Source organism: Paenibacillus rhizoryzae, from assembly GCF_059686995.1.
In genome coordinates this window covers 16,401-39,988 of record NZ_JCAALT010000001.1, presented here as the reverse complement: position 1 = coordinate 39,988, position 23,588 = coordinate 16,401, and the positions used below count along the sequence as shown (strand labels likewise).

General features: G+C 49.7%; 20 protein-coding genes. 3 read left to right on the top strand and 17 right to left on the bottom strand.

The genetic code is table 11. The features are described 5' to 3' along the window. Positions 1-25: 25 nt before the first annotated feature. The 4 genes from AC6ESO_RS00180 to AC6ESO_RS00165 all read right to left on the bottom strand — a co-directional run bounded on the left by AC6ESO_RS00180 (position 26) and on the right by AC6ESO_RS00165 (position 5,389). On the bottom strand, positions 26-1,774 hold the full coding sequence (locus AC6ESO_RS00180) for a glycoside hydrolase family 35 protein (RefSeq protein ID WP_497089661.1): 1,749 nt from the start codon (positions 1,772-1,774) through the stop codon (positions 26-28). 74 nt (positions 1,775-1,848) lie between these two features. Then, positions 1,849-3,465, bottom strand: a complete 1,617-nt coding sequence (locus tag AC6ESO_RS00175) for an extracellular solute-binding protein (RefSeq protein WP_497089660.1) — start codon at positions 3,463-3,465, stop codon at positions 1,849-1,851. Positions 3,466-3,520: 55 nt separating this feature from the next. Continuing rightward, positions 3,521-4,405 carry a carbohydrate ABC transporter permease gene (locus tag AC6ESO_RS00170; RefSeq protein WP_497089659.1) on the bottom strand — a complete coding sequence of 295 codons (885 nt, stop codon included), beginning with the start codon at positions 4,403-4,405 and terminating at the stop codon, positions 3,521-3,523. A 15-nt stretch (positions 4,406-4,420) separates the two neighbouring features. Beyond that, complete coding sequence (locus AC6ESO_RS00165) at positions 4,421-5,389, bottom strand: ABC transporter permease (RefSeq protein WP_497089658.1); 969 nt, start codon at positions 5,387-5,389, stop codon at positions 4,421-4,423. 183 nt (positions 5,390-5,572) lie between these two features. On the opposite strand from AC6ESO_RS00165, the gene AC6ESO_RS00160 reads away from it, so the two are divergent. Continuing rightward, positions 5,573-7,828 (top strand): helix-turn-helix domain-containing protein, encoded by a 2,256-nt coding sequence (locus AC6ESO_RS00160; protein ID WP_497089657.1) that lies wholly within the window; start codon positions 5,573-5,575, stop codon positions 7,826-7,828. Positions 7,829-7,889: 61 nt separating this feature from the next. Here the strand turns inward: AC6ESO_RS00160 and AC6ESO_RS00155 are convergent, their stop codons facing one another. Next, the gene (locus AC6ESO_RS00155) at positions 7,890-9,032 is read right to left on the bottom strand and encodes a Gfo/Idh/MocA family protein (protein WP_497089656.1); all 1,143 of its coding nucleotides are present in this window, start codon (positions 9,030-9,032) and stop codon (positions 7,890-7,892) included. A gap of 151 nt (positions 9,033-9,183) precedes the next feature. On the opposite strand from AC6ESO_RS00155, the gene AC6ESO_RS00150 reads away from it, so the two are divergent. Next, positions 9,184-10,089 (top strand): helix-turn-helix transcriptional regulator, encoded by a 906-nt coding sequence (locus AC6ESO_RS00150; RefSeq protein ID WP_497089655.1) that lies wholly within the window; start codon positions 9,184-9,186, stop codon positions 10,087-10,089. 20 nt (positions 10,090-10,109) lie between these two features. Here AC6ESO_RS00150 and AC6ESO_RS00145 read toward each other — a convergent pair whose 3' ends face one another. The 7 genes from AC6ESO_RS00145 to AC6ESO_RS00115 form a co-directional block, all read right to left on the bottom strand. Continuing rightward, positions 10,110-12,128, bottom strand: a complete 2,019-nt coding sequence (locus AC6ESO_RS00145) for a TIM barrel protein (protein WP_497089654.1) — start codon at positions 12,126-12,128, stop codon at positions 10,110-10,112. 4 nt (positions 12,129-12,132) lie between these two features. Continuing rightward, positions 12,133-12,819: an orotidine 5'-phosphate decarboxylase / HUMPS family protein gene (locus AC6ESO_RS00140; RefSeq protein ID WP_497089653.1), complete on the bottom strand. Its 687-nt coding sequence runs from the start codon at positions 12,817-12,819 to the stop codon at positions 12,133-12,135. Between the two features lie 24 nt (positions 12,820-12,843). Beyond that, positions 12,844-13,881 carry a zinc-binding dehydrogenase gene (locus AC6ESO_RS00135; protein ID WP_497089652.1) on the bottom strand — a complete coding sequence of 346 codons (1,038 nt, stop codon included), beginning with the start codon at positions 13,879-13,881 and terminating at the stop codon, positions 12,844-12,846. Between the two features lie 56 nt (positions 13,882-13,937). Next, positions 13,938-14,777 carry an MBL fold metallo-hydrolase gene (locus AC6ESO_RS00130; RefSeq protein ID WP_497089651.1) on the bottom strand — a complete coding sequence of 280 codons (840 nt, stop codon included), beginning with the start codon at positions 14,775-14,777 and terminating at the stop codon, positions 13,938-13,940. A gap of 25 nt (positions 14,778-14,802) precedes the next feature. Continuing rightward, positions 14,803-15,597, bottom strand: coding sequence for a phytanoyl-CoA dioxygenase family protein (locus AC6ESO_RS00125; protein WP_497089650.1), 795 nt, complete (start codon positions 15,595-15,597; stop codon positions 14,803-14,805). Positions 15,598-15,730: 133 nt separating this feature from the next. Next, complete coding sequence (locus AC6ESO_RS00120) at positions 15,731-16,726, bottom strand: helix-turn-helix domain-containing protein (protein WP_497089649.1); 996 nt, start codon at positions 16,724-16,726, stop codon at positions 15,731-15,733. Positions 16,727-16,805: 79 nt separating this feature from the next. Next, on the bottom strand, positions 16,806-17,612 hold the full coding sequence (locus AC6ESO_RS00115) for a GNAT family N-acetyltransferase (protein WP_497089648.1): 807 nt from the start codon (positions 17,610-17,612) through the stop codon (positions 16,806-16,808). A gap of 214 nt (positions 17,613-17,826) precedes the next feature. On the opposite strand from AC6ESO_RS00115, the gene AC6ESO_RS00110 reads away from it, so the two are divergent. Continuing rightward, positions 17,827-19,119 (top strand): homocysteine synthase, encoded by a 1,293-nt coding sequence (locus AC6ESO_RS00110; RefSeq protein WP_497089647.1) that lies wholly within the window; start codon positions 17,827-17,829, stop codon positions 19,117-19,119. A gap of 72 nt (positions 19,120-19,191) precedes the next feature. On the opposite strand, the gene AC6ESO_RS00105 is transcribed toward AC6ESO_RS00110, so the two are convergent. From AC6ESO_RS00105 to thiE, 5 genes are all read right to left on the bottom strand, one after another. After that, a complete protein-coding gene (locus AC6ESO_RS00105) occupies positions 19,192-20,103 on the bottom strand; it encodes an exopolyphosphatase (protein WP_497089646.1) in 912 nt (303 codons plus the stop codon). A 696-nt stretch (positions 20,104-20,799) separates the two neighbouring features. Next, positions 20,800-21,912, bottom strand: coding sequence for a glycine oxidase ThiO (gene thiO, locus AC6ESO_RS00100; protein WP_497089645.1), 1,113 nt, complete (start codon positions 21,910-21,912; stop codon positions 20,800-20,802). 45 nt (positions 21,913-21,957) lie between these two features. Then, positions 21,958-22,737, bottom strand: coding sequence for a thiazole synthase (locus tag AC6ESO_RS00095; RefSeq protein WP_497089644.1), 780 nt, complete (start codon positions 22,735-22,737; stop codon positions 21,958-21,960). An 8-nt stretch (positions 22,738-22,745) separates the two neighbouring features. Continuing rightward, entirely contained in the window at positions 22,746-22,943 is a 198-nt protein-coding gene (gene thiS, locus AC6ESO_RS00090) for a sulfur carrier protein ThiS (RefSeq protein ID WP_497089643.1), read from the bottom strand. A 12-nt stretch (positions 22,944-22,955) separates the two neighbouring features. Then, positions 22,956-23,573 (bottom strand): thiamine phosphate synthase, encoded by a 618-nt coding sequence (thiE, locus tag AC6ESO_RS00085; protein ID WP_497089642.1) that lies wholly within the window; start codon positions 23,571-23,573, stop codon positions 22,956-22,958. Positions 23,574-23,588: the final 15 nt, after the last annotated feature.

The window sequence follows — 23,588 nt, the reverse complement described above, 5'->3', positions numbered from 1 at the left end:
AATTGTCTTTGCTATTCACTACTCGCTACCCTAGCACGGCGCTGTCCTGCAGTCTGACGACAGGCTCTTCGCAGCCATGCAGCTCAAAAACAACCAATTCATTCTCGCCTTCGCGTAGCAGCGGCGCCGGAATATACAACGTCTGCTGCGGTCCAATTTCCCAGTAACGGCCGAGATTGAAGCCATTCACATAAACAACGCCTTTCGTCCAGCCGCTAAGGGCGAGGAACGTATCCGCCAGTTCATCGACTTGGAAAGAACCTTTATAGAACGTCGGCTGCTCTTGCTTCGCGCTGCTCTCTTGATATTCAAGCTTCTGTAAGTCATCGAGCGGCAGCGGACGGATGGTCCAATGGTACAGAAATTGCTGGCCCAGCCGAACGCCTTCCGTAATGCCTTTCGGATCTTTCATATAAGGACCATAATTAATGCGGCCCATATTCTCGACCAGAATATCAAGCGTCGCACCTTCTGCCGGGATATCGAGCAGCACGTCATGGTTTTTGTTATTGCGTTCGATCGTGCCTTTGTACTCCCCATTCAAGAAAATAAGTGCGCGGTCATGCACATCCTGCAAATTAAGACGGGAAGCCGTAATCGGCCCGATTACACGAGTAGAGTACAGGATGAATCCATAATCCTGTCCAAGCTGCTCCATCGTTTCCGGGCAGGTGCGCTCTACCGGAACGGAAAGCGAGTCCAATGACGAGAAGAGTGGAGCTTGCTCCGATAGGATTACGCTGCCATATGCTTTCTTCTTGATTGGCTCCGGCAGGTTTAGCGGTCCAAGCTCTACATATTTCGAAATAACTTCGCGGAATTTATAGAATTTGTCCGTCAGATCGCCGGACTCGCTGATCGCCACGTCATAATCATAGCTTGTAATCGTCGGTTGATGTTTCTCCTCGCCGAAGTTCGCGCCATTATAGAAGCCAAAGTTGGTACCGCCATGACACATATAAGCATTAACGGAAGCGCCGGCAGCCAGCATTTCATCGAGTACGCGTGCTGCATCATCCGAATCGCGCGTATGATGCTGCTCGCCCCAATGGTCGAACCAGCCATTCCAGAATTCCATACACATCAGCGGCTGATCTTGCTGATATTCACTTAATTTAGCAAAAGCCTCTTGCGCGCGTGAACCGAAGTTGACCGTCTCCAGAACATCGTCGACCATTCCGCCCTGCAGGTAGAAATCGCCCGGTCCATCGGAAGTGAACAGCAGCACGTCAATGCCTCTATCCTTCATGCTTTGTTCCAAATACTTCAAGTACTTCTTGTCATTCCCGTAGCTGCCGTATTCATTCTCGATTTGCATGGCAATAATCGGACCGCCATTGGTTGAGAGAAGCGGTACAAGCTTAGGCAGCAATACGTCGTAATATGCATCTACTTTATCTAGAAAAGGCTGATGATAGCAGCGCAAGCGCATGCCCGGATCAGCAAGCAGCCACGCTGGCAGCCCGCCAAACTCCCACTCTGCACAAATATAAGGACTCGGGCGTATGATGACATGCAAGCCGACTTCACCTGCAATCGCAATGAATCGAACGAGATCTGCAATGCCCTCGAACACGAACTGTCCTTCTTTGGGCTCATGAATATTCCAAGCCACATAGGTCTCTACTGTATTGAAGCCGCCTTCTTTCAGTTTCAAGAGACGGTCCTTCCAATATTCCGGCACCACTCGAAAATAGTGAATAGCCCCCGACAGGATGCGCAGTGGCTCACCATCGAGCAAAAATTGCTGTTTGCTTGTCGTTAATACCGGCATACATATACCCCTTTATGCGAAAATGGTGTGACAGCCCGAACCATAAAGGCACGGGCTGTCGATGATCGAATTGCTTACTTCCACTCGCCTTGGACATGGTTAGCTTCTAATTCTTTGTTTACCTCGTCGATCATTTCTTTTCCGCCTTTGGCCATATACTCCTCGACCATTTTGTCCCAGTCGCTAAGCGGTCTTTCGCCGAAGATCATCTTCGTCGTTTCATCCGTAATATACGCCTGCAGCTCTCCGCTCTTCTCCATCAGCAGCGGCGAGATGATCCGGCTTGTCGGATTTACGTAAAACTTCATGCTATGCAGCCTGTCGGCTAGCGTTTGTTGGAACTTCTGATCCTCAGGCGTCTTGGCGATCTTGGCAAACGTGAACAAATCTTCGTCGTTCATGAACCATCCGCCTTCGGTGATGTAAGCACCCGGAGCGACGTTCGAGCGATTCTCGGCGATTGGCTGCGCCACGCCGTCCACCATTTGGTAGCCTTTTCCTTCTCCGCCGTAGAGCCAGTCGAAGTATTCGTTTTTCGGGTTACGCTCTTCGAACGTTACCGGTTTGTGGAAGTAATCAATCATTTCAAGAATGCGTTTTACTTTCTCCGGCTGATCCTTCAATTTCGCCGAGATCATATACATGCGGTACCAGCTGCCGTTGATGGTGAGTCCTTCTGAACCATCCGGTGCTTTGAACGGCGGAATCGGCTCCACTACTGCATTCGGAGCGTTTTGTTTCAGCACGTCGAACAATACGCCGTTGTTTCCGCTGTTTCCGGGCTGTTCATACCAAATGCCGACTTTCCCCGCATTAAACGCTTTGAAAATATCCTTGTAAGCCGTTACTGCCCAGTCCGCTTGCAGGATGCCTTCTTTTTGCAGATCGGCAAGGAAAGTGACTTTCTCTTTATTGCCGTCTGCGATAATGCCCGGAATCAGCTGCCCGCTGGCGTTTTTGTGATACCAAACCGCATTGCCGTAATACGCTCCGAACGAAGGATCGTAATAGATACCCTTAGCCAGACCTAATCCAATCGTATCGGCTTTGCCGTTTCCGTCCGGATCGTCTTTGGTAAAGGCGATTGCAACCTTTTTAAGCTCTTCATAATTCGTTGGCATTTTCAGACCCAGCTTATCCAGCCAGTCCTTGCGAATGATCGGCTTTTTGCCGCCTTTAGAGGAGAAGTAGGTTGGAATGCCGTACACTTTTCCTCCTACTTTCAACGAGTCCCACGAATAGTCAGGCACGGCCTTGGTCGATTCATACTGCTGCAAGAACTCGTCGAGCGGCAAGAATGCGCCTTGCTTCGCCCATTTCGTATAATTGGCATTTACTTCTTCCATACCAATTACATCCGGAATATCACCGGAGGCCATTTTTACAGCAAGCTTCTCTTCGTAAGTATCAAAAGGAATATATTGCGGTTTAAAATCCACATTGAATTTCTCGTTAATTTTCTGCACGGCTTCGCTATTCCCGGATGGAACCGGATCTTCCCAAGTGCCGTCGAACCAATCAATCGTAAATTTCTCTGCATGCGGGTCTGCTTCCGCCTTCGCCCCATTGTTTGTTGTACCCGCGTTAGAGGATGTATTTGTGTTGGTATCCTCATTTCCGGATGAACATGCTGCAAGAATGGAGCCGGATAGTGCAACTACAAGAACAGATGAAACTAGTTTGCTACGCATACTTTCGACCTCCTCTTTATGTTGGGCACATCGATGATACTCACTTACATGAAAGCTAGCCTTTCACGGAACCGAGCATCACCCCTTTCGCAAAATGCTTTTGCAGGAACGGGTAAAGCGCAAGAATCGGGATGGTTGCGACGAGAATGGCCGCCATGCCAATCGTTTCAGCCGGAGGAGAAGCATTCGCCAGTGCGGCTTGCTGTCCATCCGAGAGCGAATCGAGCCGTTGGCTCAGAATCACGATCTGCCGCAATATAACCTGGATCGTCCACTTGCTTGGATCGCTGATATAAATGAGTGCGGTAAAATAGGTGTTCCAGCTGGTAACCGCATAGAAAAGTCCGAATGCAGCCAGCGCAGGTTTGGATAGGGGAAGAATGATCCGCGAGAAAATTTGCAAATCATTGGCTCCGTCGAGTACCGAGGCCTCCGTTAGATCCTGAGGAATGCCAAGGAAGAACTGTCTAAGCACGATCAAATTAAAGGAATTGATGGCCCCCGGAATGATAAGCGCCCAGTAGGTGTCGAGCAAATGCGTTTCTTTAACAACCATATAGGACGGAATAATACCCGCTCCGAAGACGAAAGTAAACAACACGAGGAAGAGAAAAAACTTCTGGCCTGTAATCTTCCGCGAGAGCGCATAAGCCATCATCGAGGTGAGCCATAGGCTGAACAAGGTTCCCACTACCGTAACGCAGATGGTTACGATGAGCGCGCGGACGAACACCTTCGAGTGGAAAATGTATTGATAAGCATCGACGACCCATTTCTCCGGAAACAGAATGAACTGCTTGGCAGCGCTCTCCGAAACCGATGTAAACGAGGTTGCAATCATATAATAGAACGGGAACAGCATCGCGAGCCCGACTGCGGCAAGCAAGATCACGTTAAGGGCATTCGCTAATTTTTCCGTCATGGAATGAGTTCTAACCACTGCTCCACCGCCTCCTTAGTAGATACCTTCTTCTCCGAATTTTTTGGATAATTTGTTAGCTCCGACAATGAGAATCAACCCGACGAGCGACTTAAACAGCCCAACTGCCGTTGCAAAGCTGAAGTCCGAGTTCTCGATCCCTTTGTAATACACGAACGTATCGAGTACATCGCCGATCTCCTTGTTGAGCGGGTTCAGCATGAGGAAAATTTGTTCAAAGCCCACATCGAGCACGCTGCCGAGCCTTAGGATCAGCAAAATAATGATCGTGCTCCGAATCGAAGGCAATGTGATATGCCAGATTTGCCTCATTCGGCTTGCGCCGTCGACGACAGCCGCTTCATACAGATGCGGGTTAACTCCTGCCAAAGCTGCGAGGAAAATAATCGTCCCCCAGCCGGACTCCTTCCAGATGACCTCCAGCACAATGATCGGCATAAACCAATGCGCCGACGTCAGAAACGGAATCGGGTCGACGCCGAAAGCCATTTGAATGAGCTGATTGATTATGCCCTCTGACTTCAGGAATGTCGTTACAATCCCGATGACAACGACCCAGGATAAGAAATGCGGTAAGTAGACAAGCGATTGAATGACTCGCTTATATCGTTCGTTACGCACTTCATTTAACATGATCGCAAGTAGAATCGAAACCGGGAAAGCGAATGCAATTTGCAGGAAAGAGAGATATAGCGTGTTCCAGATAACTCTTATTACTTCGCTATCTTCGAAGATTTTCTTGAAATGCTTGAGTCCGACCCAGTCGCTGTGCAGGAAGCCTTGAAACGGACTGAAGTCTTGAAAGGCGATAATGTTTCCCAGCATCGGAACGTACCGATAAATGATAAAGTATAAAAGTCCCGGGAGAAGCAGCAGGAACAGGTAGCGCTCATTCCACAGCTTGTCCACGAAGGAACGTTTTCTTTCCTTGCGAGCGACAACTGCAATAGGCGCGTTTGTACCTGTATTCGTGTAGTTATTCAATGATGATCCCCCTCTATTCATCTGAATATATGAATCTTGATTTTTCATCCCTAGGGCTATACTATAAGAGTCACCGCTTGATGGATATGGGATTTATGTCCGATTTCGCGCGGATTTCAAGGATTCCGTAAAATTGCACAGTTTTCGAAAATAGGATCAGACCAGGGCAAAAGGGGTTTATTCATGAGGCAGATTTTGCAATTGAAGATTAATACCCGTTCGATCTTAACCAAGATGCTACTCAGCTTTATGGCGATTATTTTGTTATTTGTTTCCTTTAATTTGATCTCGCTCACCTTGTTCAGAAAAAGCATTCACGGTGAAATCATCACGTATAACGATGCGAATCTGACGCATACAACAAGCGGATTCGAGCAGTACTTTGAACTGCTGGACAACGTGATCGTGGGGATGTATTTAAATGATCATCTGAACGATTTGCAGAAATCGAAGCCTTATTATTTGGCGGCCGGGAACATCATCGACGATTTAGAGCAAATCACGGTGAATCCAAGGATTTACTTGAACAATTTATTTATGTACGACGTGAAGCACCATTACATACTGGACAAGTATCGCGGCAGCACGCTGGATGTCATGTTCTCCAATCACTATGTGAACCGCGTCTATACGCCGGACTTCTGGGAGAAGGAACTGACTACGGCAGGTTCCGCGTCAAAGCTGTATCCGGCCGCTGTATTCACGAGTCCGCCGCCGACTTATCAGGATTCACAGCCCGGTATCGTCATTCCTTACTTGTTCCGAAGTCAGTTGTATCCCGATTTTAAGTTCCTCGCCTTCATTGATGCGGATCAGTTGTATCGCAATTACCATCAATCGATTAACAACACGTTCTATATACTGAGCCCGCAAGGGGATACGATCTATACGTCCGATCCGGCATTTGACGAAGCTTTACCGGAATTAAAGGCGGGGACCAATTGGGTGAAACAGCACGGCTACTACTACTTCTATCAGAAAGGCTCCGTATCCGGGCTCACTTATGTGAATATCATTCCGGACAGCAGCGTTTCGAGCAAAATCTTGAAGCTCACGGTTACCTTGATCGTGCTGCTCATTCTCACCTCTGTCGTCAGCTTGGTCTTATCCGTCATCTTCAGCAGACGATTCAATAATCCGGTTCGAAAAATCGTGGAATCGATTCGAAGTTTAAATGAGAATAAGGAGCTTGTTCGCGGCGCCGCTAACGACTTTGAGCTCATTCATGCCAATATTGGCCACATGATCAAGGTAAACCAGGAAGCGCAGCGCAGCCTCGAAAGCAGGAAGAACCATCTGCGCAACTACTCGCTCATGAATGTACTGAAACGAATTCGGATTGAATACGAGGATTCGGAGCCGGCTGCGGAGCAGGACTACAGGCCGTTTCGATTTGTCCTCTTCCAGATGAATTTCAAACAACGCTTCTGGGATGAGATGCCTGAAGAGGAAGAACGGACGATTGCCTTCATCCGCGAATATATCATCCAAGCCATCGGACACAAGCTGGATGGCGCGCAAACCTTCCAAATCGAAACGAATCAAATCTTATCCGTTATCTACTTAAACGATGAGGATGATAACCGTCTGACAGCTGTCCTAACGGACATTAAGACGGTGCTGGAGACGGATAACGTCTATAGTTTCTGTACGATCGCCGTGAGCTCTTATTATCCGCATTCTTCTCAGATGACGAGTGCTTACGCGGAAGTGCTGCGGCTCGTGAAACGGAGACCTTTCGATGATACGACCTACGTGTCTCAGGCCGGCGAAGATTGCGAGAAGCCGATGCTGCCTACTACCATTCTGGAGCAAGAGCTGAATGTGAGCCTGCAAGAAGGCAATGATCAGCTTGCCCTGCAGTCGCTCCGCCGAATGCTGGCGAAGATGAAGAAACGGAACATTTCCGCGATCAAGTTCCATCGCTTCGCCGAGGAGACAACAGACAAGGTGCTGCGCGTGCTTCACAGCATGCAAATTGATAGCGATGAATTAACCGGCAATCTGCCTCCTATTGAGATGCAGCATACCATTGAAGAGCTTGATTGCTATCTTGAGAAGCTTGTAAGTGAAGCAGGCCGGCTAGTTCGGTTAAAGAAAGAAGAACGCGATCCGATTATTAGCTTTACCGTCAGTTATACGGAGACGCATTTCGGCGAGGAGCTGTCTCTCGACTTGATCGCCGGCAAGCTGAATATTAGCAGCGGGTACCTCTCTACCTATTTCAAAGAGAAGATGGGTACGAATTTCGTGGATTTCGTGAATGAGGTGCGCGTGAAGAAAGCGAAGGACTTACTGCTCTTATCGGAGATGAAAATACAAGATATCGCGGTTGAAGTCGGCTACACGACGCTCAGCTCCTTCAACCGCTCCTTCAAGAAAATTTCCGGTGTCACGCCAACGGAGTACCGACGCAATGCTGCTGCTCTGGAACGTTAACATGCAAGAAGCCTGTCCTTTAGTGGACAGGCTTCTTCACGCATATAGGACTTCTATCGGATTAGTTCGTCGTCCAAGCTATTTGCTGGAATGTATTCGTATTCGCGGACTCATTGGCCTTCAAGCAGAGCAAAGCACTCAGCAGCCCATCATCGAGCGAGGCGGATGAACGCTGCGCACCGTTTACGATCTGGAAGAAATTTTGCAGCAGGACGCCATCTCCCCCGCCATGTCCATCCATGGCATTCAAGTCAAACTGATGCGTTTCCACTCGCGCCTCATGGTGCATGAATACCTTCAATTCGCCCGTATACCAGTCGAATTCGAGCGTCCCTTTATAGCCTAGCAAACGCGCTCCGCGCCGCTGCGCGCCTCTTCTTGCGAAGAAATTTTGCGAGTAGGCTACGTGCATACCCGACTCGTATCGAATCAGGGCGCTGCCGGAATCTTCGTTGCCGGTATCCGTCGCAAAGCTGCAATAGCTTCCTCTGGCGCGGTTATGCGGCTTAAGCGTGCTTTCCTCACAAGAATGCTTCTCGTCGCAATCCTTGCACATCAGACCTGCAGGCTTGTCGCCTTTGAAGATTTGTTTCGATTTCATAGCGGATACGGCAGTCGGATTCGCACCTAGCAAATAGTTAATATAATCGAAATCATGTGTCGCCTTCTGCAGAAACAATCCGCCGGTAATGCTCTCATCGCGGTACCAGCTATGATAGTAGACGCCGCCGTAAGGCACGTTGTTCACAGCCTGCACATGCTCCACGGTTCCGATTTTGCCCGAATCTATGATTTCCTTGGCCAGCTTCACGAGTGGCGTATTGCGCAGAGGGAATGAAACAACTACCTGCGAATCCGAAGCTTCATACCCTTTTTTCAGTCGATATAAATCTTCATAGGTCGTGGCAACCGGTTTCTCCAGGAATAACGGCAAGCTGCGCTTTAATACTTTGAGCGCCATCTCCGTATGCAAATTGCAACGGGTTCCAATGGCAACGCCGTCCAGTCTGGCGTTATTCAGCATATCATCTGCATCTGCATACCATTCGATGTGATTTGCTTCTTCTCCCATTTGCGCCGCAAGCTCTTGTTCGCGCGGATCCGCAATGGCGACGATTCGGCAGCCCGTTTCCTGTTCATCCAATTTGCCGAACAAGCCGCTCACTCTCAGCCCATACCCGATGATTCCAATACGCTTCACCATATCGTCCGTCCCCCACATTTATCAATGACTTAGTTGTTTATTGTCGCTAACTAATTCGAATGATACTATAGGTTTTATAGGTTGTATTTACTCTATATCGCTATAAAGTTGTCAATTATCGACTTTAATTCATAATAAGGGGTTGGACAAAATGGCTATACCTTCGCCCGACGACCGCAAGCTGGATTCCATGGCCTGGATGCCGAGCATTCACTGGGCTCAGTACCAGGACTCCGCTTATTATCAAGGAAACGAGCGGCGACTCTACGACTTCGAAGTCATGGTTGTCATCTCCGGGGAAATGGCCGTACATTTCATCGACGAACCCGAGACGATTCGTTATTATCCCGGCGACCTCTTGTTTCTGAGTGCCAAGGAGAGACACCGCATTGAAATCCCTGCCGCAGCAGGTGCGCAATTGCTCGGTATTCATTTCGACTTCTACGATGAATTCGAGCTGACCCCCGAGATCCATATGGTTGTTGACGAAACCCGCGTCGTCCAAGACGCGATGTTCTGCAAGCAGCCATTAGATCCGGAAGGTGAGCGGTTATTTGCGCGAAAATATTCATCCCTTTCCGTCGATATCATGAAAGGAATGGAGTTGATCTGCGAAGAGTTCACAACCGCAAGGCCCGGTTATGAGCTTATCTGCCGGGGGGCTATGCTGCAAATGCTCGCGTCGATCCTCAGACTGCAGACCGTTCCGCGTCGAACCGCTACCGCAGTCTATTTGACCGCCCTTAGGGAACTGGTCGACGAGATAAGCGGCAGCTTGCAGTTAACTTGGCCGAACTCGTTGATGGCAGAGCGCCTGAACGTGAGCGAGGATCATTTTATCCGTCTGTTCAAAGAACAGTTCGGCGTTACCCCCAATCAATATGTCCAGCATCTCCGCCATCAAGAGGCCAAACGGTGCTTGCGAGAATCCGATATGAAAATCGAGGCCATCGGCATGCGCATCGGCTATGACAGCCTGCATCAATTCAGCCATGTATTTAAGCGATGGCAAGGCGTTTCGCCGCGGGAGTACCGGAAGCTGTGCAGCATTTTATAGGGGAATACATCCTTCGAGGATTAGCTCATTCGTATGACCCCTTTTATGCCAATTCGGTCAAATTGAACGGAAGCCACTTGCTCAGGCGTAAATTCATCTGTGATAAGGCCGCTCAACGTACCGGGATAGCAGCGCTCTACTTGGCCAATCCGATCGATCGCATGAATGAAATCCTCTTTGGAAGCATTAACCGAACCTACCATTCGTTGATTGCCGATGACGAAATTCTGGTTAATCTGATCCATCGGCACCTCAATCTGGCGGTTCGTCGGAGAAATACCGAGCAATCCGATAATGCCGTTTCGGTTAAGCAAGTGAGTCGCTTCAATAAGCAGCGGAGAGAATCCGGTGCACTCCAGCACGATATCGAAATTCAGATTTCGTTTGTTGCCATAGTGCCTTGCAAGTCCATGGTCGGCGGCACCTTCCGAAGCGTCGTTATACGCACTCTGAAAATGAGCGCCGATCTTGGACAAAACGTTCGCTTGAAGACTGTCTTGGGCATGAAGCGACCACACATGCGTTTCAACCCCCATAGTCCGAAGCGACAAGGCGGACAGCAAGCCCATCGGACCGGAACCCAGCACCAATGCCCGCGCAGGCTCCCAAACGAATCTTTGCTGGAAATGGGAGATGGTCGACCATAGCTTCTCGAAAATACTTTGCGGCTCTACCCACACGCCCAGATGCTTCATCCCATCGGGAACTTTTACGACATAGTTGGCATCCTCAACCACGTATTCGCACATAAATCCGTGAGAACCCTTGATCCCTCTTTCAATGTAGTTCCCGCTCTGGCAATAGTCCGATCGGTCTGCACGGCAATTCGGACAATCCGGTTCCGGGCATGGCCTCCTTACTAGCACGGTGACAGCGTCTCCGACATTAAATCCGGAAGCGGCTCCGGCTTGTTCCACTACACCGATTAGCTCGTGGCCGATGATCAGATCTTCTTCTCCCTCCGGCGGCACGCCGTAACGATACATAATGATCTCTTTATCGGTACCATCGAGTCCGACGCTAATGACTTTGATTAATACCTCGTGGTCAGCCTTTAATGCAGGGCGAGGTTTGACCGTTAGCGCGACTGCCGCTGATTCGGAATTGGCATTTTTCAATACAATCGCTTTCATCATTTCAGAATAGCTTAAATACTGCGTAATTTGATTTTTAATGAAATGAACGGATTCCTGCAGCTCTTCCAGCCCGTTCACGCCATCTTCGATGGAGATCCAGCCAGTGAACCTCTCTTCTTGAAGAATGCTAAAGATCTTGCCGTAATCATTCATGCCCTTGCCAATGACGCCATGCTCAAGCGCATGGGAATAGCCTTGGTCCATAAACGCTCGAATGTCATCCATCGCATAGCCTTCTTTTAAATATCGGTCGCTGGCATGCATGGTGATCACTCTGGATCTGACTTGCTCTAACAATAGAATGGGATCATAGCCGGCAACGATGGCATTGGAAGGATCATAATTCACGCCGAACCAAGGCGATTCGATCTGACTAATGATCTCCAAATAAATATCGCATGGCAAAGCGAATTCAGGCGCTGTCCAGTAACCGTCCTTATAGTGGTTCTCCATCACCAGGACTACCTTCTTCTCGGCGGCATACGGTAGCAGTTCTTGAATGCATGCCACGGTCCAGCGAATGCCGTCCTCCCTGGATACGCCAATCCGCCTTTGTCCGGACAGCACTCTGCAGCTTCTGAAATCTTCCGGTCCGAGAATCGCCATGACATCGATCATCGTTTTGATATACTGGATTTCATCTCGTCGCAATGCAGGATCCGGTTGGGTGAAATCCGGTGACGAGCACATCATCGGAATGGCTAAATGCACCTTGTCGCACGCCTCGCGAACAGCTTGAAGGTAAGACGGTTCCGTGCTTTCCAGAAAACGCGGATACATCTCCAAACCATCTGCACCGAGCGTACCGGCGATCTCGATCCACTCCCATAAGCTCATCTTGCCTTCCGACAACTCATTCATAAATCCTTTTGGAAAAAGCGCTGCGCGGGCTGTCGTTGTCATCACGTCACCCCTCAACCCTATTCGCTTTAACGCGGGAGACGAATTGCTGCAAAATGTCTTTCAACTGCCCACGGTCCTTGCTCGGTTTGAACTCTTGTTTATCGATTACGAGGGGAGCGCCGATTACGACCAGAGGAGCGCCATTCTTAGGCATATCTGCGGCTTGGTCGATCGTAAGTCCGCCTACAGCCTGTACAGGAATATTCACCGCTTCGACTACAGCAGCTAGATAATCGTACGGCGTACGTTCCTTATCCTCGCCGCGCTCATCGAAGCCGGTATGGACGATAATGAAGTCGACCCCATTGGCTTCCAGCATTTTGGCGCAGGCCACAGGATCCGGCGAAGCCATAATATCGCCCATAACCTGGATACCATAATCGCGGGCTGCCTTGACAACAGCACGAATCGTAGCCTGGTGAGCCACGCCCATGACTACGACGTGAGTCGCTCCGGCTTTTGCCATCATCTCGGCTTCAAGATAGCCACCATCCATTGTTTTGAGATCGGCCACGATAGGGTGATTCGGGAAAGCTTTGCGTAGTGCCGCAACAGCATGAAGACCCTCTCCAAGCAACAGCGGCGTCCCTGCTTCAATCCAATCCACGCCTGCTTCTACGGCAATTTCGGCCATTTCCAATGCTTCCGTAATGGTAGTCAAATCCAGCGATATTTGTACGATCGGTTCCATGATAGTCGTATTCTCCCCCTTCAATTAGGCTTGAGGTAAAATGATCGATTTGGCGTGTTTCAAAGCATCCATGTCGTCAAAAGCCGATTTCCAATCGTCGATGCTATACGATTTGGCCATTGGAAGGGGGTTGATTTCTCCCTTTGCCATCATCAGGAGCACCTTCTCCCACATCGGATAGTTGTGGCTGAACGAACCTTGCAAACGGGCAGCTTTCTGAATTAACGGATCGAGTGAAAATCCGATAGGATCGGGTCCCCAGCCGATCTTCGTAATTTGTCCGTTCGGCCGGATGGCATCGATGCTCTGCTTCAATGTCGCGGAGACCCCTACCGCATCTAAGATAACATCAGGTCCAAATCCGTCGCCGTATTGGAGCAGCTCGCTGACTACGTCTCTTCCGTCGGCCACGATCACTTCATCCGCGCCGAATTGCAATGCCACTTCCAGACGTTTCTTATCGCGGGCAGTACCGACGATCGTAAGACGCCCCGGGGAAAACAGCTTGGCAATCTGCACGCACATCAATCCGATTGGTCCAGGTCCGAATACGACAACATAGTCGCCCGGTCGAATATGAGAATGATGAGCTACAGCGTTGTAGGCTACGCACGCCGGTTCAGTCAGTGCAGCCATCTCAAAGGGAATGCCGTCAGGCACACGGTGAACAATCGCTTCTCTTGTTTTCACGAATTGCGCCATGGCGCCGTCTTCCAGTACGCCGAAGCCTCTGCGTGTCGGGCAAAGATTATATTGGCCGGTACGGCAATACATGCAAGTTTCGCAAATATAGGCCGGTGTTTCGCTGACTACGCGATCACCAGCCTTGAAAGCGATTACAGATGAACCTACATGCTCAACTATGCCGGCAAATTCATGACCTAGCGTAACAGGTCGTTTTACCGGAAACCCCTGGGAATCATGGTACATATGCAAGTCGCTGCCGCAGACGCCGGCAGCTTGCACGCGAATCAACACATCTTTCGGTCCCAACTCGGGGACCTGTACTTCACGAACTTCGACTTTACCGGACCCTGCTTCGTAATTGACAATGGCTTTCACTTTGTAACCGCCTCCAAGGGGGAACGATTCAATTTCCGTATGATTTCGCCTTGTTGTTATTTCAGCGCGCGGCCGGATACGTACACATACCTTTCGAATCGAGCCAGTACGTGACTCTTCTGCGTAGGGTAATTTTCGTGCAAATAGTCGATGAAATGCCCGGGATGCTCCGTGTTGCCTTCGAACATGTCGTAATGCGCTGGAATGACCGTATCGATCCCGGCTGCCACCGCAAACTCGGCAGCTTCGCGGTAATTCATGTTGCCGACAATATTACGCGCAAGCCGGAACGGATCGCGTCCGTTTATCGGCAGCAGTGCGCAGTCGACGTTTACCGCTTTCACGGTCTCAATCAGTCCGGGATAAACCGTCGTATCGCCCGCATGATAAAACGTCACTCCGTTTAGGTTAAGCACATAACCGACGAACCGGTGATCAAGCGCGGAATCGTACTCCAGTTCTTCATGGGCCGCTGGGATCGGCATGTAGCGCAAACCGCGCAGCTCCCGCCATTCGCCTGTTTTCGCATGAATACGCCGCTCCGGCGGAACACCGCATTCAGCTAGAGCGCCCAGGCTATAGCCCGGCGCCACAAACACGGTAACGTTGCGAGTCTTCGCCATCCCCGGAATCGTATCCGGATCTAAGTGATCGATATGATCATGCGTAATGAGCACGCAGTCGGCATTTGTCGCCTCCTCCGGACGAAGGGGCGGCTTAAACCGCCGATATGGAGCATCGGCTAGATAGGGATCGATATACACGATCGTATCGCCCCCTTTGACAATGACACTAACCTGCCCGAGAAACCATATGGCGAGCATGCCGTATGGTACTCGGGTTTCGTTTATTTCCCGAATCAGCGCCTCGCCTGTTCGTACGTTGGGGATATTCATGTTCTTCTCCTCCTTTTTAACGCATTTACACGCATCCGGGGTATTGACGTCCCCGCACGAGCAAATGCGGATTGCGCGAGTTGGTTTGCTTAGGTTGTTTCGATCGCGCGCTCACATAGTGCAAGACGTATGCACGCCGCCGGCGATCCGCGGTTTCGTTATCTCCAGAACGATGCAGCATCGTCCCCGGAAAGAAAACGGCTGATCCCTTAGGCAGGCGGCACGGGACTTCTTTATCCTTCTGTGCAGCATGCACTTCTTGAAAATACTTCCTTTGGCGTTCATCAGACGGCACCTCATGCGGGTGAATGGGTTCGCGATGGCTGCCGGGGATAACATGCAGGCATCCATTCTCTTCATCAGCATCATCAAGTGCGATCCAAAGGCCGATCAACGTATCCGGTTCGGTTGCCAGATAATAGGAATCTTGATGGTAAGGTTGGCCGACTCCCAATTGTTGAGGCTTATCGATATACATGCTTTGTATGCACTTAATGTCGGGTCCGAGTAGATCTGTCAGCGCTTCTGCTAGTTTGTCATGCATGGCATAATAACGAAAAATGTCATCTGATCGATGCATCTGGTGACCCAGTTTAAACAGATAGGCCGGATCAGGCTCATCATTCGATGCAAGCCCTTTCAAGATTGCCTCCGGCTCCATATAAATGCCATTATGCGGGCCAAGCGGGATTTTCCCGGTAATCATGTTGTTCGCATTCCGAATCATTTCATCGCATTCGGTTAGCGTAAACAATTGATTCATAATGAGGTAGCCATTTTCTCTGAAATGTTCAATCTGAGCTTCCGTTAAGGCCGTCACTGCAATAACCTCCTTCTTCGTACTACTCATCTTCTACACCGGATACGATTAAACCTTCTCGCTCGAAAAAGCCAGGACTCCATCGTTAGGAGCCCTGGCTTATTTGTTTCGCAGGATGGCGGAAACCATACCCTTATTCAGCTGACCGAGTCAGCGTCTTCTCCAGCATGCCTCGGACCAGTCTCTCCAGCGCATCTTTATGAATGAATGGTGCTATTGCGGAGAGAATGTCGGCGCCAAGAAAACCGGACTTCACGTGCTCCAGCAGCTTCTCCATGCTTTCCCTTGATAAGAAAGGAGCAAGTCCAACAATATGGCTGGCTTCGATGCCTTCATTGGCGGCAATCCGGTCAACAAGTCGGTCCAGCGTATCCCGGCTTATAAACGGCGCCAAGGCTTGAACAATTTGCCAATCGACCGTACCTTCCTCGGCTTGCTGCACAAGCCGGTCGATTTGTTCTGTATCTAGGAAAGGCGCGAGTCCAACGAGCCGCCGCATATCGAGCTTTTCGATAGCCTTATCCACCAAGCGGGCTAAGGAGCCTTTACTAATAAACGGTGCCAAGCCCTGAATAGCGTCAGCGCTCAGACGGCCTTCCTCTACATAAACGAGCATCTCATCGATCGTGTCGCTCCCCAGAAACGGTGCAAGCTGCAAAATCGCTTGCAAGCTCGGATGTGATCCATCATCATCAGGTGCGTTCGAATCATCCTCCTCCGCTTCGTCCTGAGCTTCGGCGGGTTCAATTTCTTCTTCTTTTTCTTCAACTAATTCTTCATCTATTTCTTGATCTATTTCTTCATCTATTTCTTCTACTAATTCTACATCCATTACTTCTTCTTCCTGAGGCTTCTCGATGCTCGAGAGCTCTTCACCTGCGGCAGACTGCGCGGATGCGGTTTCCTCCGCAAGCACAATCCGCCTTTCACCGGCTAGCAGCTCATCAATGGACGTTTCGAGCAAACGGCTGATTGCCGGCAACATGCCGATATCAGGCAGCGACTCCCCGCGTTCCCACTTTGATACGGCCTGATGACTTATTCCTAAACGCACGGCGAATTCCGCCTGCGTCATCCCTTGTTCTTTCCGTAGACTGGAGATGAAAGCACCGATCTTACGCATTTCCATTGTAGAACGCCTCCGCTTATTGGATTGTACAGTGCGCACTGTCTGCAAACAGCATAGCACGCTTGGTGGCTCTACTCTATCAAGAGTCAGTTGAACACGTCAATTCAACTGACGGTTGATTGACTTTCATATTCAGCAGTCTGGTCTTCGTCACCATCCCTGCACTTTCCAACGTTAATTTGGAAGCTTCGTTATAATACCAACAACCGCAGATAGGCGTTAAATTGTGCTCATAACACCATTTCTTCAATTGCAAAATAATGTTCCGCCCAATCCCCTGCTTTCGATACAGCTCATTCGTCATCATCCCAATGCTTGCCACGCCGGTAAGCAGCTTGGATTTCTCCATAACTCCGATGCCAAGCAGCAACCCACCCCTATAGTAGGTAAATAGCTCCCCATTCTCAATTCGCCGCTCATAGTCATCCAGAAAATCACCGCAAACTTGCTGGATTTGTTGTAAATCATCCGGTTTAGCTGGGCGGAACGTCTCTTCCCCTGTACCTTTACTTTCCGACAGCTCCACTTGGCTGTCTTGAAAGAAATACGCTTGTTTATCGATCTTGAAGTCCTTATCTACAGCCAAGCTTAGAAACAGTTCATCGCAGGTCGGAACGAAAAGCGAGGTCAATGCGTTTTCTCCCAGCACTTGATTAAATAGCCTTTGTGCATGCTTTTGGTAAGCACGGCTAATGTGGAACTGCGTTAGCGTTTCGTTATTATGAATCGCATAGTAGCCGATGGCTAATGCTCCGTCTTCGATTATGTAGAACGTCGATGCCAAAATGTGATCCTCAAGAAAGGAATCGAAAGGCGAAGACAGACCATCCATATAGTCATCTACAAGATTTTGAATATCGCTTATTTGGCATTGTCTCGTGATCATCTCATGCAGCCCCTTCCTAAGCTAGCCCGTTAAACCCAACCACAGCCAGGTTATCTCTGATCGTTGCGTTCAACTCTTTGCAAACAACTTCTCTACGGCTTGCTTATTTCCTCTTCCCTATTTTCTTGTCCTTTTGAGTCTGCTGAGATGGAAATTTCTATCAGACTATGAGAAACTAGAATTGAAACTAGATTTAAGGAGGATGATTGTAGAAATGTCAGAAGAACGCAAATATTCCATAGAAACCTTAGCTGTACATGCAGGGCAAGAGATCGATCCAGCCACAATGTCACGGGCAGTACCGCTGTACCAAACGACTTCTTATGGGTTCCGTGATTCCGAGCATGCTTCGAATTTATTCTCACTTCAAGAATTCGGCAATATCTACACCCGCATTATGAATCCCACAACAGATGTTTTTGAGAAAAGAATTGCAGCGCTCGAAGGCGCGCCTGCCGCACTAGCTACTGCCTCAGGAATGGCTGCCATTACATACTCCATTCTTAATATCGCGGAAGCCGGAGATGAGATCGTCTCTGCAGCGAGTCTGTACGGCGGCACTTATAATTTATTCTCCACTACATTGCCGAAGCTTGGGATTAAAGTTCATTTCGTAGATCCTAGCAATCCGGACAATTTCCGCAGCGCGATTAATGAAAGAACGAAGGCCATCTTCGCAGAGACCATCGGCAATCCTAAGGGAGACGTGCTTGATATCGAAGCTGTAGCCTCCATTGCCCATGAGAACGGTCTTCCTCTTATTGTAGATAACACCTTCCCAAGCCCTTACTTGCTTCGCCCAATCGAACATGGAGCCGACATTGTCGTCCACTCTGCAACGAAGTTTATTGGCGGACATGGCACTTCGATCGGTGGCATTATCGTCGATAGCGGTAAATTCGATTGGAAGGGAAGCGGGCGTTTCCCAGGCCTGACAGAGCCGGATCCTAGCTATAATGGCGTTGTGTATACGGATGCTGTCGGACCGATCGCTTATATTATTAAAGCACGTGTGCAATTGCTGCGTGATATGGGAGCTGCCATTTCTCCGTTCAATTCCTTTATGCTGCTGCAGGGCTTGGAAACGCTGCACTTGCGTATGGAGCGTCATTCCTCCAATGCACTGGCAACGGCGCAGTTCTTAGAACAACATGAGGCAGTGGAGTGGGTTAGCTATCCTGGTTTAGAAAGCCATTCGTCTTATGACAAAGCGCAGAAGTATTTGCCTAAAGGTCAAGGCGCAATTCTGACGTTCGGAATTAAGGGCGGCTTGAATGCGGGGAAAAAGGTGATCGAGAACGTGAAGCTGTTCTCCCATTTAGCGAATGTCGGCGATTCGAAGTCGCTCATCATTCACCCGGCCAGCACGACACATGCGCAGCTCAAGGAAGATGAGCAAATTGCGACCGGCGTCTCTCCGGGGATGATTCGCTTATCCATCGGTACAGAAGGTATTTCGGATATTCTCCATGATCTAGACCAAGCGATAAAGGCGAGCCAGAAATAATCAAACAGGACAAAGACCGGTAAGGAGAAGTTCCCATTCTCCCCTACCGGTCTTTACTTTGTAACAGGCACATTAGTTGAAACGTCGCACAATGGCTTCGATCGTTTCATCCGCAGCATCGTATGGTACTTGGCAAGTGCCAGCGGCTTCATGTCCGCCGCCACCGAATTCCCTCATCAAGTATCCGACCGGAACGCTGCATGACCGATTGACGATACTATGACCGCAAGCGATTGCACAATTCTGCTTCTGATAACCATCTACAATCCATAGCGAAACATTCTGCTCCGGATGAAGGGCATACACCAAGAAACGATTCCCCGGATAGATGGATTCCACGCCTCTAAGATCGGTTATAATCACATTTCCTTCTACACGCGTATGGGCAACGAGCATGTCCCGGAACAGCGCATCCAGCTCAAAGTATCGTTCCACCCGTTGTTTTACATCTTCATCCTGCATAATTTCCTCAAGCGATTGTTCCAGACAAAGCTCAACCAACTTCTCCATCAGTTGGTAGTTGCTTATACGGAAATCGCGATAACGCCCAAGCCCGGTGCGCGAGTCCATAATGAAGGAGAGTAAATCCCAGCCTTGCGGCTTCATAATATCCTCCTTGCTGAACTTTGCGGCATCCGCCTTGTCTACGCCTGCCATGATGCTATCGAAGAAAGGACCGAATTTCTCGCGTCCGCCATAAAAATCATAAACGACTCTCGCGGCACTATCCGCAATGCGAATCTCGCCTTCGTATGTAAATCCTTCTTCTTGCGACCGCTTCAACTCGCTGGCATGATGATCGAACCATAAGCCGCAGCCTTCTTTGAAAGGAACGTTCGTTAATATATCGTTTTTCGTAATCTCAACCAAACCATCTTGCATATCTTTCGGGTGAACAAACTTCATATCGTCGATCATGCCTAACTTTCGAAACAAAACCGCCGTAACCAATCCATCGAAATCTGATCTTGTGACTAACCTCATCCTGATCCCTCCATGTAGTAGATCCATTAGCCTAGTAATAGGTCTATTATACCATACCATTATTATGAAGAAGTAAATGGAATGTTTAATAGGGAATATTCTTCGACCCGATATAGACCCTATTCGTCTTCATACGGACGGCTATTTGTGCTTCGCTTCGAAGTTCATGCACGGTTTGCCCGATGACTGCAGCACGGCAGCACTTGGCATGGCGGAGGTTTTGAATTTAAATGCTTTGCAGCCACGGGGAAACTTCGGATCCCACGTCACATAGTAATGGAGACATTGCATACAATTGATACGCGGCGGCGCGGTTGTCATGTCGGCACCTCTTAATCTATGGATCCTATCTCTTCATTTTACATCAAAGCTTGTTGTCAGCGACATCTGTGTCTTGCCTGATTATTTCTAACGAACCGTACGGGCCTTATATAGCGAAATTTGGCGCTTCTAAAATTCTAACGAACCACAGCGGCCTTATTCCGTCAAAATAAGTGGTTTGTAGAGCAATTTGGGCCAACTAAGGCCCGTACGGTTCGTTAAAATTACAAATCGATGATTTTCAATCAAATAAGACCTGTACGGTTCGTTAGCGCTTCTTCGGCATTGTTGCGATTGCCGCTCGAGTCTAGCGAACGTGTTATCTAAGAAACTCCTCCGCCTGCTTCATCACCGGCGAATCGCCAAATAGGCGGTTTAAGTAAACCGCCCCGGCAAGAATGCATGATAATCCGCCGCTACCGGCTGCTTTCCTTCGATCCAATCCGCCGCCAGCTTGGCCGTTGCCGGACTTAGCAGAATGCCATTGCGATAATGGCCGACCGCGAATACAACACGCTCAGTAGCGTCGATCGCACCAATCAGCGGAAGCCCATCTTGGGTAGAAGGACGCAAGCCGGCCCAGCGATGAAACGGCTCCCTCTCTCCGAGAAACGGGAACACCTTCTTGTTCCATCTCGTAAGACGCTCGATCCCCTTGGCCGTCACCGAAGTATCGAAGCCGGCAACATCCTCGGAAGCGCCGCATACGAGTGTGCCATTATCTTTCCCCACCAGATAACCCTGATTGCCGAAGACCATATGCTGGACGGGCTTCGCCTCTACCTCATACGCACAAATTTGCCCGCGAATCGGATACACGGGAATTTGAATTCCGAATGTATCGGACAGCTCTTGCGCCCATACCCCCGAGCATACAAGTAATCGATCCCCGCTGAACAGGCGTCCGTCCGCCGATTGGATGCCTATCTCGCTCTCCCACTCAACCACGCTAAGCTGTTCAAGATTCTCATGGATGCTAACCCCCGTCAATCGGCACGCTTGTTCAAGCGCTTTGACATAATGAGGTGCATAGAGATGGCTCTCCTCCGGTGTATGAAGCGCGGCTCTTACATTCGTCGACAGCTGAGGCTCGAGGCGCAGCAACGCCTCTCCTTCTACGATGCTGCCGGAAGAACCGCACTGGCGCTGCCATAAGAGTCTACCTTCCAACGCTAGCAAATCCGCATCATGATAGGCAATATAGAGACTGCCAGAGTTCGTGTATTCGAAGGTCTGCCCGGAGATCTCCTTCACGCCGGCTTGCCATTCGGGATAAAGCTGTAGACTTTCCAGGCAAAAGCGGAAAAAAGCATCGGATCCTTCTACATTCTCGGAATAAGGCGCAAGCATACCGGCAGCTGCACCGGATGCCTGCCCCCCGCAGCGTTTGATCTCCAGAACCGTAACCTGATAACCCCGCTGCTGCAGCTCAAATGCGCAGGATAATCCGATGACTCCGCCGCCCATGACCACAATGCTCTCTTTCATTTCCAGACCAACTCTCCCAAGTACTCAATCAATCGCTAGCTCGCCTTATTTCAATTTATACGCATCCAACCCGCTGCTTGCCGACGCATAACGTTTCTTCTCGATCCGGCCGGATAGATAGGAGAGGCGGCCTGCCTCGATCCCCATTCGCATCGCTTGCGCCATGCCAACCGGATTCCTGGCTTTTGCAACAGGGGTGTTCATCAACACAGCTGACACGCCAAGCTCCATCGCTTGCGTAACATCACTTACTGAACCAAGGCCGGCATCTACGATGATCGGTACTTGGGCATCTTCAACGATTAAACTTAAATGATAGGGATTAAGAATACCGAGTCCGGTGCCGATTGGAGCTGCTCCCGGCATCACCGCCGCTGCTCCCGCTTCTTCAAGTCGTTTGCACATGATTGGATCATCCGTAATATACGGAAGCACCGTAAACCCTTCCTTGACGAGGATCTCCGTTGCTTTCAAAGTTTCGATCGGATCCGGCAGCAGCGTACGCTCATTCGCGCTAATTTCGACTTTGATCCAGTCGCTTAGGCCTGAAGCACGCGCTAACCTGGCGATACGAACCGCTTCGTCCGCCGTCCTGGCACCGGACGTATTAGGAAGATAGATATATTCACCATCCTGCAAATGCTGCAGGATAGAATCATCCTCCGTTGCTTCTAGGTTGATGCGCCGAATGGCAAAGGTCAGCACCTGAGCACCCGAAGCTTTGATGGCCTCCATTTGCACGTATGGATTAGGGAAAAGTCCTGTACCGATAAAGAAACGAGAAGATAATTCGCGGCCGCCTATCTTGAAAACATCCTGCTTCATCCGATCCGTCAACCTCCCCCGACAAAATGTACAAGCTCGATTTGCATATCCGGCCGAACCGATGTGAACTCCCATTGTTCGGCTGTAAGAACAGTCCCATCTGCCTCGACCACAATCGGTTTGCCAGCCAATCCATAATGGACAATGACATCTTGGATTGTCTTGGCTTCCAGCTCTTGCTTCTGTCCATTGATTACAAGCACCATCCGCAATCCCCCCTATTTCTTCAGCTTCTCGAGGAACGCTTCGCAAGTCCCGCGCACATCGCTGCTCCCGACAATTCCGCTAACCACGCAGATTCTAGTCGCTCCTGCCGCCAGCACTTCATCTACGTTGCCGAGTTTAATGCCGCCGATAGCTACAAAAGGAATGCGAATGTTCGCGGCAACCTCGCGTACATACGATACACCTACCGGATCCACGACATCGACCTTCGTCTGCGTCTGATAAACAGGACCGACGCCGATATAATCCGCGCCTTCGCGTTCAGCCTGCAGCGCTTCTTCAAGCCTATGCGTGGAGATACCGATGATTTTGCTGCCCACGATCCGTCTGGCCTCATGAAGCGGCACATCATCTTGACCCAGATGAATGCCATCCGCATCGACCTCCATGGCAACATCGATATGGTCGTTCACGATAAACGTAACGCCATGTTTGCGAGTCAGCTCCCGCAGCGCTTTAGCTTTCTGCAGCAGCTCGGGTTTTCCGCTCGTTTTGTCCCGCAGCTGAATAATATCTACTCCGCCGAGAATGGCTTCCTCCATCACGTCGATCATGTCCCGGCCCGGGTGAAACTGCTCTCCTGTTATCGCATATAAACGAAACTCTTTCATCTTCCAATCCCTCCT

Bases quoted from the DNA above. Each gene is read 5' to 3' on its own strand.
- AC6ESO_RS00095 (WP_497089644.1), bottom strand. From the start codon at position 22,737: ATGAAGCAGGATGTTTTCAAGATAGGCGGCCGCGAATTATCTTCTCGT.
- AC6ESO_RS00175 (WP_497089660.1), bottom strand. From the start codon at position 3,465: ATGCGTAGCAAACTAGTTTCATCTGTTCTTGTAGTTGCACTATCCGGC.
- thiE (WP_497089642.1), bottom strand. From the start codon at position 23,573: ATGAAAGAGTTTCGTTTATATGCGATAACAGGAGAGCAGTTTCACCCG.
- AC6ESO_RS00150 (WP_497089655.1), top strand. From the start codon at position 9,184: ATGGCTATACCTTCGCCCGACGACCGCAAGCTGGATTCCATGGCCTGG.
- thiS (WP_497089643.1), bottom strand. From the start codon at position 22,943: ATGGTGCTTGTAATCAATGGACAGAAGCAAGAGCTGGAAGCCAAGACA.
- AC6ESO_RS00155 (WP_497089656.1), bottom strand. From the start codon at position 9,032: ATGGTGAAGCGTATTGGAATCATCGGGTATGGGCTGAGAGTGAGCGGC.
- AC6ESO_RS00140 (WP_497089653.1), bottom strand. From the start codon at position 12,819: ATGGAACCGATCGTACAAATATCGCTGGATTTGACTACCATTACGGAA.
- AC6ESO_RS00115 (WP_497089648.1), bottom strand. From the start codon at position 17,612: ATGATCACGAGACAATGCCAAATAAGCGATATTCAAAATCTTGTAGAT.
- AC6ESO_RS00120 (WP_497089649.1), bottom strand. From the start codon at position 16,726: ATGGAAATGCGTAAGATCGGTGCTTTCATCTCCAGTCTACGGAAAGAA.
- thiO (WP_497089645.1), bottom strand. From the start codon at position 21,912: ATGAAAGAGAGCATTGTGGTCATGGGCGGCGGAGTCATCGGATTATCC.
- AC6ESO_RS00110 (WP_497089647.1), top strand. From the start codon at position 17,827: ATGTCAGAAGAACGCAAATATTCCATAGAAACCTTAGCTGTACATGCA.
- AC6ESO_RS00160 (WP_497089657.1), top strand. From the start codon at position 5,573: ATGAGGCAGATTTTGCAATTGAAGATTAATACCCGTTCGATCTTAACC.
- AC6ESO_RS00130 (WP_497089651.1), bottom strand. From the start codon at position 14,777: ATGAATATCCCCAACGTACGAACAGGCGAGGCGCTGATTCGGGAAATA.
- AC6ESO_RS00145 (WP_497089654.1), bottom strand. From the start codon at position 12,128: ATGACAACGACAGCCCGCGCAGCGCTTTTTCCAAAAGGATTTATGAAT.
- AC6ESO_RS00180 (WP_497089661.1), bottom strand. From the start codon at position 1,774: ATGCCGGTATTAACGACAAGCAAACAGCAATTTTTGCTCGATGGTGAG.
- AC6ESO_RS00105 (WP_497089646.1), bottom strand. From the start codon at position 20,103: ATGAGGTTAGTCACAAGATCAGATTTCGATGGATTGGTTACGGCGGTT.